Source organism: Croceifilum oryzae (genome assembly GCF_030814315.1).
Taxonomy (GTDB): Bacteria; Bacillota; Bacilli; order Thermoactinomycetales; family Thermoactinomycetaceae; genus Baia; species Baia oryzae.
Window position 1 is genome coordinate 19,695 of the sequence record NZ_JAUSUV010000007.1, and the last position, 14,227, is coordinate 33,921.

The following is a 14,227-nucleotide window of genomic DNA, read 5'->3' on the forward strand; positions in this document are numbered from 1 at the left end:
CGATTTCCTCCTACCCTAGTATCTTTTGCTCATCTGTAGAAGAAAGGGCTTTTGGCAGGACAATTTTAAAATCTGTCGGTAGGTTTTCATTTAACTCAATGCCAGCGCGAGCATAGGGACCTATTTCATCTTTTTGTCCAGCTCCTGTTACATACATAGGCACTTCATGTACACCATCAATACCAAGTTTTGATTCAACTAAACTTTCCTTAAAAGCTCCCGTCATGAATACTCCTAATTTATGTGCTGTTCCCGTTAATAAAAAGTTTTGAGCATAGTGAGTGGTCTCATAGTGCATAAGTCGATATATGCGTCCGCCTTTGTATTTCCATTTAAGTCGATCTATAACACTTGTATAAAAAATTGTTACTGATGCATCCAGAAAGTAATCTTGGCCATACAATGCTTCATTCAAAAATGATTTTACATCATCCTCCTTAGAAAGAAGATGTAGGGCGTGGTGTTTTTGGCAATAATGATAAATACCTCTTTCCAGACCTTCACAATTATTTATGACTGGATATAATTCCGTTGCATGCCGGCCTCCAGGCGAAGGAGCGACCTTCTTTGCAACTTGTCCAAAGAAACGAGTCGAATTTGTGAAGAGGATTCCGCCTGTATAATACAGAAGATCGGAAAGTTCATGTAGCTTGATTGATTCTGGCAAAAAGTTTCGATAGGATCTTCGAAGTGTTAAAGCATCAGAGAGGGTCATGTTTGACAAGGTGCTAGGTTTAGGTAAAGTGATATTTGATTTTTCGCAGTTGCATTTATATGTGGGAGGGGGTGGTTCGGAAGATTTCATAAATTCCTCCCCCAGTTCATCGGCCGACCTATATTTGGCATCACGGCTTTCCAGATGGGCAAACCAAGTGGATTCTCCCCACTCTGTCCATTCCCTAACTATTTCCGAGGCTTTTGATTGTTTTTGTTCGTTCGCAGGAATGAGAACACCGACATCAATCAATCTATTAACGATAGCTTGTATTGTATTTTTGGAAATGGTCTTCTCTAGTCTGGGCAAAGTCTCTTCAGGGTTTCCTGTGAATGCAGAGACGACACACATGACTTTTGAGTCAACCTTGAAACGACGGCGTTGAGAGGGTAGTCTCAATTGAGGCTTTCTATTGGAGTAAGTAATAACCAAGTCTGATGCAAGTTTGTATTCATGAATTTCTTCCATTGATTTCTCTTTCCCCTTTCGCTAGCTATGCTCCCCTATAGGGAGTCGAATCTCGATTCCTTCGGGTAGTACTTGTGCATATTCAATATCTGATCGTGTATTCTCATCAGGCACGATATGGCCGATACCGGAGACGTACATTGCAACTTCACGAATCCCACAAACACCCAATTTCTCTTCTATAACACTATCCTTGAAAGCTGCAGTAACAAAACAGCCCAAATCAAGAGCAGTACCAGTAAGTAAAAAGTTCTGCGCGTAATGGCCTGTTTCTAGATGCATGAGCCGATAGACCCTACTGGTCTTATATTTCCATTTTAAACGATCTAAAACACTTGTATAAAAAACTGTAACTGCGGCATTCAGGAAGTAGTCTTGCCCATATAGGACTTCGTTTAGAAATGGTTTCACGTCTTCCTCTGCCTCAATAAGATGTAAAGCGTGATGTTTTTGACAGTAATGGTATACACCACTTCGTAAACCTTCACACGCATTTACAATCGGATATAACTCTGTTGCATGTCGTCCACCCGGAGAAGGAGAGGGCTTCTTGGCTACGATTCCATAAGAGTGTGTGTCATTTGTGAAGAGAATCCCACCAGAGTAAAATAGAACATCGGCTAAGTTTTGTAATGAGATTGGTTTTTCAGAAAAACGTCGACAGCTTCTACGTTGCATAAAAGAATTGACCAAGGTTTGATCTAAAAGTTTACTGGGAGTCGGTAGTTTGGTGCTAGATGATGTACAGTTGCACTTGAAATATTGTGGTGGAGGAGATGATGTTTTTCTGAATTTATCAACGTTTTGCAAGCGACCTTCTTCAGTGGTTTCAAATTTTGTATCTTTTGTTTGCAGATGAAGGAACCAAGAGGATTCGTCCCAGTCTTGCCATTCCGCTACGATTTGCTCAGTGGCCAAATTGTGATCTGTTTCCCTGTCGATGAGAATTCCATTTTTGACTAAATGGTCGATAATACTTGTTACCATTGATTCTGAAAACATCGGTTGCAAGCTTGTATCTTCACTTGAAAACATGGAGATAATCTCGCATACCTTCCAATCAACCTTAAAAGTGCGTTTTACAGACGGTAGAATCAATTGCGGTTGCCCATCTGGATAAGTGATGACTAAATCAGGTGCTAAATAATAACGGTTCGATCGTGACATTTTCTCAAACCCTTTCCCAGAATAGTGAGAACCACCTGACATCAATCAGGTGGTTCCGCTCATGCCAACCATTAGTCGGACGGATGCATATTAATGTCCAGTTCTTTCTGTTCGTCAAAAACAAATGTCTCTTCGTTTACTGTATTTACTGTATTATCCAATTTTTTCACCTCCTATAAATTACTTGATAATTATATTAACTAGATGGTAGTATTAAGTCAATATAAATTATAATTTTCTACTAAATTACTGTGAAAATATATATATATCGATCACATAGTTTGTTGTGTCCGATAAGAATTAGTCTCGGTGTGTCGGGTAATGGGAGGAACATCTATGATGAATTTGGTTCGAATGAACGAAGAACAATATAAAAAGTTCTTCGAAGAGACAGTCAGAGAGTATGCTGAAGAAAATGTAAGGGAAGGCAGATGGACGCCATCAGAGTCGATTGAACGAGCGACCAAAGAAACAAATGAACTATTACCTAAAGGGCTCCAAACAAATGGACATTTTCTGTGTTCATTGCATCATGAAGTAGTAGGTGTAATAGGTACGGTTTGGTATGCAGTTAAAGAAAACAAGGGCGAGAAATCAGCTTTTATATACAGTATTCAGATATATGAAGAATTTCAAGGCAAGGGATATGGAAAGCAGGCGTTTACTGCACTTGAAACTGACTTTGCCTCGATGAATGTAAGTTCAATCGGGCTACATGTTTTCGGACACAACAAACGTGCGTATCAGTTATATACCAAGATGGGATATATTCCAACAAGCATTAGGATGAAAAAACATCTCGGACGCAAGTGAAAACTAACTCGTATTTACTAGAACGATAGCAAATCGGGAACAATCACTGGTCTATTAAGTAGTCTTCCGAAATTTAACTATGATCCATAATTAGCACTTTGAGAATCTTTTATTATGGATTCAAAAATTTTCGATACTATGACAATGGCGAGGTTTTATCCTTGGGAGAGGAGTATAGCGATGAACATGTTCACACATTGGTGGCTGTTCGAGTTGGCACCGGTGTCCGGAGTACTTCGGACGGTCTTCTACACTGGGTTGCTTGTGTTGTGTATCGTTGACTTTCCGTCGCCTCTGCAGGCGGCGAAGATCATGGGTAGCACCGAGCGCGCCTTTTACACCCCGGTTCTGGCGTTGCGGCTGTTGGGCCTTAGCTGGGTTAGTCCCCAGATGTTGTCGGTCGTGGCTAAGCTGACGATTGCAATGTGGATTGCGGCCGCGACCGGGTTCGCCCAGCCGGTCGCTGGGATACTGACATTCTTGGGTTTCGCATTCCTGCACATGGTCAATGCTGGTGCGCTAGGCGCCCACCACTCGAAGCACTCGGCACTGTACGCGTTGCTAGCCATGTGTTTCTCGGTGTCCTATGACTTCTCCCTGGACGGTCTGCTCGCCCATTACGTGAACTGGCCGCTACTGGTGCCCGATCAATCGGCGTTCACTTCGGGATTCGCCCCGCTATTATTGCTATTATTCCTTTCCTACACGATGTTCGCCGGCGGCGTGTCCAAGCTTCTCTACGGTGGTCTAGGGTGGTTAAATGGTGGTGCATTGCGGTTCTATATCAAGTACTCGCCATCCCGCTGGCCTCTCATGACCAGACTACTGGTGGGGAACTCGGGGCTGTGCCGGGCGCTAGCATCTTTGACTGTGCTGATCGAACTGTCGGCGCCAGTGGCGATCTTCATTCCCTCGTGGCGGGTTCCGTTGATCGTATGCTGGATTTGGTTGCACGTCGGTATCCTGTGCGTGATGCGTCCCAAGTACTGGGTGCAAATATGGTGCTATCTGCTTCTGATCGTGCCGAGTCTAACTGACCACGCGAGCATCGCCCCCGCTGACCCCATGGCGGGCTTGTTCACTGCTGTGGGACTGCTTGCGTGCGTGGTCCTGATCACGGTGTTGATACGACAATCCGAGGAGTGGCCGTTCACCTCCGTACCAATGTACTCCAATGGCTTGACGACGAATGGAGCTGTGCGAGCACCCACCGAGTTCGAGCTGTACGAGCGTGCCGTACGTGCTCATCGAGGTCAGCACTGGGTGTGGCGCCGAGCGTGGTTGCCTGTGGAGGTCATGGAGGACATCTTGGTTCGGTCGACAGATGGTGGCAAGCGGCATAGGCTGTTCCAACTGATGCTTGAGAACAAGGTAGCCAAGTTCGTCCGATGGCCCCAATACACCAAGGTAGTGCGAGCTACCGCGATCGCCGATCTAGTGGCGAAATCTTCGGACCAGGTTGAATTAGGTGTGTGTGGCATGGACTACCAAGCGACCCGCCTGCTGCACGAGGTTGCGTTGATCATCAAGAACGTGTTGCCAGAATGGGAACAGTATGACCGCATCGAACTAGTGTGCCGCACCGACTCGGGTAGTGTAGTGATTGCTTGGGTGTCGCTTGGCACGCAGGAAGCCCTGCAACGAAGATCCGAAAGCAATGCGACTACAGTGATACGGTGAACCGTATCACAAATGGTGGTAAAACGGATATAGAATATCAATGTAGAGACAACAATATTAAGGGCTTGAGCTTATGCATTTGCCACTTGTGAGTGCGTAGCAAGAATAAAAGATAAAAGCCTAGTATAATGGCGAAAAAAATGAGTAACCCTCTTGATGGTAGAGAGGATTACTCATTTTGCGTTGGGATAAACTTAATCAAATTTTTGACAATTGATGTAGCTATGATCATACACAAAAGTGGATAGAAGAATGGCGATCGGTATTAGAGAAGAATCGTCCACACCGTTATGATGGATTAGCTAAAGCACATCAGTGGAAATCAAACTTCATTAAACAGATGAAGGAAGAAGGCTGGTTGGACTTAGTGGATGCTGCTCGCAGGACGGGATTATCTTATAGTCATATACAAAGATGTGCAGGAGATGGAAAGCTCCGAACCATTACGAAAAGGAGATTACGATTTACTACTGAAGAATGGGTGGATACATGGAAGACTTTATTAGAGGAAAGTAAGAGAACCATATTCTGATATTGTACAGAAGAAAAGACAGTCGATGGCTTGATCATCCGTTTGCCATTGCTATGAGAGTAAGGATTGGTGATGATGTAACGTTTTTTTGCGGGAAGAGTTACGACATTTTCGCAAACAAAAAAGGCCATCGCACATGACCTGAATGAACCTCTAAACTGAAATAGTGATTAAATGCATAGGAGGGGCACAATGCTTCACCTATGCATTTAATCAAGTATAGCACGATCATTATTTTTTGATCTACTTACGACTTTTAAAATCGTGTCTAGTCTACGTATTTGTACATGCCGTTAAGCAGGCTATCGCTTACTGCAAGCGGTCCACCTTGAACAAAGATCTGGTCAATCTTTTTCCCTGCTGTTTTTTGAGCATTTAAGTATTCCATTGCATAAGTACTTAATTCGGTTGGATGAGTAAGCAGTATAGCTCCGTTATGCTTCGCCGCGAGAGGAGCACCGACCACCATATCAGAGTATATTTTCCCAGGACTAGATGTGTACTCATTACCGTTTCCAATGACAACCGTTTTGATATCAAGGCCGAAGCGCTCGATGAGTTTGATATTGGTTTCATATTTCCCGCCCAAGGTAGCGATTCGCTCCACCTTATTTTGGGAAGAGTAGGATTTTAGTTTATTCGCAACGGTCTCCGAGACTTGACCCGTACCACCTAGAATGACGAAGTTTTTGTACTGTGGATATTTCTTCAGGAAAGAATCGACTGAGCTTGAAATTTCATCTTTATTTACATATAGAATTGGATACCCTTTCGAAATCGAAACACTTAGTGCTGATGCGGAATCATGCAGACCCACACTCCAGTTTGTAATAAATACCGTATCGGAAGGAGTATCCCGTTTGTTGCGCTCCTGTGTGAGATAATCTGCAACTTTGGCGGATGTATCGCTTGGTTCCGATCCTGCAAATCGAACTGTATTCGCTCCGAGTTCTTTTACTTTTTTCTCAACGGTTTCCGTAATAGCCATCGCTCCACCTATGATATAGACAGTTTCTGGTTTTAATCGTTTGATTTCATCTGCAACGTTAGTTGGTAGATTATCTGCTTCAGTAAGTAAGATCGGAGATCCATCTAAGCCAGATAATGCTGCACCTGCAACTCCATCAGGCATCGCACTTGAACGAACGAGAATGACCGATTTTACGGTTCCTTTATGTGTTGCATAACTGGTATTGACCGATGTGCCAATTGCATCAGCTCCGCCATTGCGGTAGATGCCAGGATAAACGACTTCATACTTGCTGTATACGCTGTTTCCTATACTGTTAGTAGCGAGGAAGCCATAATAGTTATAAGTTGATAAGCCCTTGGTAGAAATCGTTTCTACAAATGGATTGGAAAGAGGCTTTAGTTCTTGAGAGCCATTTACACCAAAGGAAAGATCCATTCCACTAAAAGATCCCTCGAATGTAAAGCTTGTACTACTACTTGGGATGCGATAGGAGTCTTTTGTAGGCTTTGTTAAGTGAAGAGATGGTAAGTCTACCTGCGGTTCGAGGTCATAAGTCAAGCCGCGAAGAGAAACAGAGAAGTCACCATTTCCTTCTTTTACTACGATTACGTACTCTCCAGCAGGAACGGAATCATCAGAACGGTATACTTTGGAGCCATCTTTCGTCGTAATAAAAACAGTTGGTGTTTTGGTATTTGCGGTAGTGGAGATTTTCACTTTTCCTTCTGTTGAAGAGATAAAGCGGTGGTAGTGGATTTCATTCGGTAAAATCGTTGATTTAAGTGTAACGATATTCTGATCGTCAGTCGATCGTTTGGATCTATTTTTCTTCGATTCAGGTGTTGGAGTTTTGATTAGTTTTTTTTGAATACTTTCTTTCTGATAGTTACCTAATCCCACTTTCCAATCCATTTTAGAAGCAGGCTCTTTTTCTGAATGTTTATATTCGATTTTGTTGTGATCGACATCAATTACTTTGATCTTTGCATTTGTAGCAGACGCTAACAAAGGCGTAATCAAAAGGGTTGTGGCAATTGCTACCGATGAAAGGGTTCGTAATATGTGTTTTTTTCGCAAAATCTCATCTCCTATTATTTTTTTGATAAATCCTCAGCATTTAATATTTAAATACTAATTTTCGATTATGTAAAGATATTTTGTCCATTTGGGGAAATAAAATATTTTTTATAATTCCATCTAAAAATGGACTAAAAAATAATTCTATTTACGATTACATATAGTAGTGGTTTATTTACGAATTATTTATTATGATGTTTTAGTATGTTCGAAAGAATGAATTGGAGGCACAGAATGAAGAAAATAGGTAACAGATGTTGGATTATATTGTTTGTTCTCATGTTTTGGTTTGTCGGACTGGGTCCTACTCCTGTCATGGCAGCAGAAGCATGGAAAGAGTGGAGTTATCAACGCTCTTTACTAGTGACACCTGCTAACGCGAACCAAGAAAAAGGATTTTTCGATAAGGTAGCCGATTTCTTTACAGGTGATGACGAAGAAAAGGATTCTAAATCTAAGAATCCCAACATTCCCGTTCATACGAATTCACTACCAAATGGAAAAGTAAAAGAAAAAGCAAAAAGAGTGAAAGAATTAGTAGATGAAAGGAGACCAAATGCGAAGTTCCATCAACTATCAGATGGAAAAATAGAAGCGGAGATTAGCCCTACTCCGATTCACTATAAGGATTCGTCCGGGAAGTGGCAGGATATTAAAAAAACGATTACCACTTCCAAACAAGATGTATCCTATGGATTTGCCAATACGACGAACTCGTTCCAAACTTACTTTGGAAACCAAACTTCCGGCTCACTCGTAAAAGTAAAGTCTGGTGCTCATCAGTTAGAGATGGGATTGCTTGAAGGCAAAACAATCGAAAAGCAACCAACTGTAAAAGAGAATCAAATTACCTACCCAGAAGTGAAACCAGATATGAAGGTAGAGTATCAAATGCAAGAGGACGCGGTAAAAGAAAGCATCATTTTCGATCGTGTACCTGATACATTTACTTATCAATTCAAACTAAACCTAGAAGGATTAACTGCTACACAACAAAAGGATGGATCGATCAAGGTCGAGAGTAATAAAGATGGCCGAATCGTCTTTACGATTCCAAAACCATTTATGATGGATAGTAAACCAAACCAACAGTCTCCATATGGAAAAGAATGGAGTCCAAACGTTACTCAAACCATCGAGCAAAAAGGTTCTGAAGCAACACTTACCATCCAAGCGGATGAAAAATGGTTGAAGGATTCAGCACGCCAATTCCCCGTAATCTTGGATCCGACGATTATCGTTCAGCCACCGCCCACAGGCAATACCACGAATAGCCAAGATACGATGATTACGAATGCGTCACCCGATTCTAATTTCTATAGCAGTTGGAACTTGGCAACAGGAACGGATAAAGAAAAAATCTCTCGTTCTCTAGTCAAGTTTGATCTAAGCTCAATTCCAGCCGGAACCTCGATTGACGCGGCAAGAGTGGAGTTGTACTACGATCAACAATTCGGTGGAGATAACGAAGTCGATTTCTCTATGCATCGGATGATGCAAGACTGGGATCCGAAAACCGCCACATGGAACCAAGCCCAGACGGGTGTTCCTTGGAATAAGGCAAATGGAGTGGATACCGGTTCGTATCAATCCAGCTTAGAGCACAACACCGAAGTAGTGGATGACCACGACTCTAGCAACAAGGCTGTCATGAATGGTCAATGGGGCTCGATGCGGAGTGATTCGTCCCACGACGGAAGTTTCTTCATGAGTCCGAGTGGCTCGGGATCCGATACCTTTACGTGGATTCCCAAACTAACCGAATCCGGGAAATACGAGCTACAAATGTGGTATCCCGCTGGATTTGCGACCAATGCTCCGTACACCGTCCATCACGCTAATGGGACGACGAATCTCTCCGTCGATCAGTCTAAAGAGGCGGGTAAATGGAGTACCAAAGGAACATTCGAATTCCAAGCCGGCAACAGCAATAAAATTGTGTTAAACAATAAAGCGGATAACGCCGTGTATGCAGATGCTATGCGTCTCATTAAATACAGTGTGGATACGAAGAAAAAAGCAGTTGGAAATCAGACGCATAGCTTTACCGCACGTTCCTTAGTACAAGATTGGATCAATGGAACCCAACCAAACTATGGAGTGATGGTAAAAGCAAAGGATGAATCCAAGAGACTAGGTGGTGTAAACTACACAGCTAGTTCAGACGACTTCTTTGGACAAGATCAAGATCAGATTCGCCCGAAGCTTGTTGTAACCTACGGAAAACCGGGTGTTGTGTTGGATCAACCTACGAAATTACATGCGACCGGTGCAGAATTATCATGGAGCAAATATACCGGTGGAGACTTCGTTGAGTATCAAGTTCACCGTAGCACCGAGCAAAACTTTGTACCAGATGAAACGACCCTGATCGCTCCGATTGAGAAACTAGATCAACTAGCTTATACGGATACGACCTCTCCTGCGGTTCCTGCAATGAGTGATAACAATCGGGTCAATCGGGATCCGGAGTATTATTACATGATTGCCGTAAAGACCAGCGATGGAGACCTAGTCGGAACCGATACCAAATTTGTCCGACTCCCAAAAGCAGGTCAGATTCGCCAGATTGTGAAAGCAGGCAAAGATACCTCTATATCGAGCGGGAAACCGACCGAAGCCTTGGATAGCATTTGGGGGAATAACTGGCTGGTAGCGGGTAATCATCATGCAAGATACGGAGATATTCGTTCCCTCGTACATTTTGATACCTCTGAGCTCCCGACTGGAGTGAAGGTAACCAGCGCTAGAATGGGACTTTGGTCGTGGCTAATGGAATCGGAGGACCCGAAGGCAAGTCCTGCAAACTACCGAGTTCATCCTTTACAGAGCGACTTTACAGAGGATACAACTTGGAATACATCTGGAAAAGGTGGAAATTACGGCCCCCATATTGACCAACAAAAAGCGAATAGCGAAGTCATACCCAACGCTCCTCACTGGACCTATTGGGACACGACTTCCACTGTGCAATCTTGGTTGAAGGGAACGACTGTCAACAAAGGGCTCCTAGTGAAAAGCGCCGATGAGCTCCGAGAAAATGGAGAGATCGTTTACTTTCTAAGTAGCGAAGCATCTGCTCGCTCGCTCCGTCCACAACTAGAAGTAACCTATACAGATGAGTCCGCGGGAAGTAGCTATTATGCACCAAGTACGCCAAGCGTTATGTCCCCGGGCAATGATTATGAAGTCTTTGTTACCGTCACGAATACGACAGAGGAAACATGGCGTGGAGGAAGTAATCATCTTTCTTATCACTGGGTTGATTCTACGGGCAAAGAGGTAAGTATTTCAGCGAATCAAGCGAAAACCACCTTCCGCCCCGTTGATGAAAATGGGATCGAGTATCCAGATCCAGTGGATATCAAGCCGGGTCAAAGCATCAAAGTGAGGGCAAAGGTAATCGCACCAACGCTTAGCTCTTCGAATCTACGTGAAGAATTTACTTTGAGATGGGATATCTTGCAGGATTCAAAGAATTGGTTATCTCAAAGTGAGAAGCCAGTGGCTACGTTGAATCAGAAGGTGGCTGTTGAGAAGGATAAAACGGAGAAGAACCTTGGAGAAGCAGCGACCCATATTAAAGAAAATTCAGGTCCCAATAGTGTAGTGGGAGCCAACTTATTTAAAGGGAATTTTGCTTATAGCTTTACACCGTTTAAACATGCTACTAAAGGTTTTACTACTTACGCAACTCTTACCTATAACAGCTTGAATGATCAGTCTACCATTATGGGCAAAGGTTGGTCACTTGATACTAACTCGATGATGAGTATAGGTGCACCGATGAGTAACGTGGCTCAGATTGAGACGAAAACGGATAAAATCGTCTCTGGATCTGTTGTCTTGATCGATGATGAAGGAAGTAGCCATACTTTTACCTACGATAAAAATAAGAAAAAGTTTGTGCCTCCATCTGGAACCAATCTAACGCTACAATACCAGAGCGGTAAAGGTGGGAGTATCGAACAACGGAAGTGGATTGTTTCTGGATCGGATCAGCAAAAATATTACTTTAACCGGGATGGATACGTAACGGAAGTAGTAGATCGGAATGGAAATAAATCAACTTTCACCTATGAAAAGAAAAAGATTGATAATAAAGATACACATGTATTGAAATATATGACTGACACATCTGGTCGCCAAGTCTTAACGTTTACCTACACATCCAAGAATCAGCTTCAATATATCGATGATTTAGTAGGGGGACGAACAGCTCTTCACTATGATAGTGATGGCCGTCTCGTGAAAATCGTAGATGGTATTGATAAAAGCAATGGTTCCGAGTCACTTGCGAGAACCTATCAGTTTACCTATCATGCTACCAAGAAAAATATGATGACAGGCGTTATTGATCCAAGAGGAAATAAAACCTCTGTGCAATACATCGAATCGGGTACTGATGCCAATAAAATCGGCGAGTGGATCAATCGGGATGGAAAGTCGACTTACTTCAACTATAATGGCAATGAAGTAAATGTGACAGATGCGAAGGACCGCAAAACTCGATATCTATTTGATAGTCGCGGACGGAACACTTCCTTTACGAATGCGATGAATCAGACTACGAAATATGCTTATGATGACGATGATAACCTCATCCGGACTGAGGAGCCAAACGGTGCAGTTTCGACTACGACCTACGATCCTCATAATCATGGACTACCTGTTACCAAGATGGATCAAGTGAATAATGCTCTAACAGATTCATCTGCACGGAAAGCATCGAAAAATGAATATAAGTATTCGGATGACTACACATCGGCACTATTGACGAAGACCACTTCACCAGAAGGAAAAACGATTACCTATACCCATGATAAAAATGGGAATGTCATCTCTGAGAAAGATAGTATGGGGAATGAAACCAAAATCTCCTACTACATCACAGATGCAAAAGGAAAAGCAATCGATACCACCGATCCAAATGCAGCTGGGACGAATACAGGACTTCTGAAAACGAAGACCGATGCAAATGGAAAAGTAACCACCTATGGAGATCCAAGTGCAACCGATCTAGGCTATGATCCAAACGGGAAGCCGAAGAAAGTAAAAGACCCATTGGGGAATGTCACTACCTTTACCTATGGACCTCTTGGAGAAGTTCTCACCACGACAGATGCCAAAGGCAATACCACAACTGTTACCTATAATCTCTTAGGAGATGTCGTCAAGACAGTAGCACCAAAGGATCAGTTAAATAGAGAGTTCATTACAACACCAGGTCCCGTCTTAGATAAAAATGGAAACGTCTTGTCTCAAACGACACCGGCAGGCGCGGAAACGAAGTCTGAGTACGACAAGATGGATCGCGTGATCAAAACCATATTGCCGAAAGATGATAACTCGACTACTGAACGCGTAAAGACCTTTACCTATAATGAAGTAGGAAAGCTGGTGAAAGAAACAGAGCCTAACGGCAATGTAACGCCAGATAACGCAGACGACTTTTCCACTTCGTATGAACATAACGCATTGGACCAAGTTACTACGATTACCAATGCCAAAGGGGATCAGATTAAGCAGGAGTATGACAACGTTGGGAACTTGATAAAAGTAACCCAACCACTCGGTGTACTTACAGCTGACCCAGATGATTACTCTGTGAAGAAAGAATACGACCTGAATCATCGTGTGATCAAAGAAACCGATGCGAAAGGGAAGTATGTTCTAACTGAATACGGTGCAGATGGTCAGGTGACACGTACTCGCGATAAGGAAGGAAACTTCAAGTACAACTACTATGATGCGAGAGGATTACTTACCGAGAGTCGCTATCAACACGATAAAGATAAGGTTCGGATTACCAAGTATCGCTATGATAAAATGGGGAATCAAACGGAAGTAGAGACTCCACGTGGAGTGGAAACGCCAAACGAAGGAGACTTCGTACTCAAAAAATCATACGATGCGTTGAACCGAGTCTCAGAAACATTCTTCTCCTATGATCCAACGAGCGTAAATACGCGCTTCCGAGAGCAACACAGCATCCGATATAAGTATGATTCAACAGGCAATGTGGTCGAAGTAAGTACGCCACCGACAGAAGGAAGCAACACACGTAACACCGCAACCTTTACTTACTACGAGAATGGCTTGATCAAGCAAATACAAGACCCTTGGAAGACAAAGACTAATTATCAATACAACGGTGCGACACGTTTCTAGATAAGTGCCTCAAGCACGAAACTAGACCGTTTTAGAAAACTAAAATGAGAACTGATTTACCGAGGGATGGAATGAAAGCCGTCATGCTGAGCTGAAACGTCCCCTCTGATACTCCTGCATGCGTAAGAAGATGACAGTCTTACTATGTGTGAAGCCAGGTGAAGTCGGTTGAAGATTGTCCTACAGGTAAACTGAGGAAAGCTGTTCGGAGGCGGACGGTGCAATCGATAGACCGGGAGGCTGAAAAGCGATCTATGGTAAGAATGCTCTACAGAGAGCTGACGAAGTGGCGAATGTACAGATCTAGAATTGGACAATGTCGAAAGGCATTGCCTGCCTTGCGCAGGGTGGGTTACCGTCGAGTAAGAATCGTTGTTATGAAAGACGGGATAGCAAGCGAAGATGCTATAAGCTCACAGGTCTATAGTCACTACCTAAGGATCGAATGGATAGCTAGGTAAAGTGGAACGTGGAAATCAAAGAACTCCCAACCAAACGACTGTTATCGGGGAGGTTGATGGTAACATCATTTGTCTTTGTGAGAGTAGGGTCACAGTACCAATGAAGCACTTAATCAGTGTGGAGGGATAGACCCAAGTCTAGTACCTTGAAAACCAAATAACCTTACAGA

At 43.1% G+C, this 14,227-nt stretch carries 7 protein-coding genes; 4 read left to right on the plus strand and 3 right to left on the minus strand.

The genetic code is table 11. The features are described from left to right. Nucleotides 1-10: 10 nt before the first annotated feature. Complete coding sequence (locus J2Z48_RS08710) at nucleotides 11-1,183, minus strand: SagB/ThcOx family dehydrogenase (RefSeq protein WP_307252731.1); 1,173 nt, start codon at nucleotides 1,181-1,183, stop codon at nucleotides 11-13. 21 nt (nucleotides 1,184-1,204) lie between these two features. Then, on the minus strand, nucleotides 1,205-2,350 hold the full coding sequence (locus J2Z48_RS08715; RefSeq protein ID WP_307252732.1) for a SagB/ThcOx family dehydrogenase: 1,146 nt from the start codon (nucleotides 2,348-2,350) through the stop codon (nucleotides 1,205-1,207). Nucleotides 2,351-2,686: 336 nt separating this feature from the next. Here J2Z48_RS08715 and J2Z48_RS08720 point away from each other — a divergent pair, with 336 nt between their 5' ends. The 3 genes from J2Z48_RS08720 to J2Z48_RS08730 all read left to right on the plus strand — a co-directional run bounded on the left by J2Z48_RS08720 (nucleotide 2,687) and on the right by J2Z48_RS08730 (nucleotide 5,375). Then, a complete protein-coding gene (locus tag J2Z48_RS08720; protein WP_307252734.1) occupies nucleotides 2,687-3,163 on the plus strand; it encodes a GNAT family N-acetyltransferase in 477 nt (158 codons plus the stop codon). A 180-nt stretch (nucleotides 3,164-3,343) separates the two neighbouring features. Next, nucleotides 3,344-4,843, plus strand: a complete 1,500-nt coding sequence (locus J2Z48_RS08725; protein ID WP_307252736.1) for a hypothetical protein — start codon at nucleotides 3,344-3,346, stop codon at nucleotides 4,841-4,843. Nucleotides 4,844-5,201: 358 nt separating this feature from the next. Then, nucleotides 5,202-5,375, plus strand: a complete 174-nt coding sequence (locus J2Z48_RS08730; RefSeq protein ID WP_307252737.1) for a hypothetical protein — start codon at nucleotides 5,202-5,204, stop codon at nucleotides 5,373-5,375. Nucleotides 5,376-5,643: 268 nt separating this feature from the next. On the opposite strand, the gene J2Z48_RS08735 is transcribed toward J2Z48_RS08730, so the two are convergent. After that, the gene (locus J2Z48_RS08735) at nucleotides 5,644-7,425 is read right to left on the minus strand and encodes a cell wall-binding repeat-containing protein (RefSeq protein WP_307252739.1); all 1,782 of its coding nucleotides are present in this window, start codon (nucleotides 7,423-7,425) and stop codon (nucleotides 5,644-5,646) included. A gap of 234 nt (nucleotides 7,426-7,659) precedes the next feature. Between J2Z48_RS08735 and J2Z48_RS08740 the strand changes: the two genes are divergently transcribed. Then, a complete protein-coding gene (locus tag J2Z48_RS08740) occupies nucleotides 7,660-13,596 on the plus strand; it encodes a DNRLRE domain-containing protein (protein ID WP_307252741.1) in 5,937 nt (1,978 codons plus the stop codon). Nucleotides 13,597-14,227 lie beyond the last annotated feature (631 nt).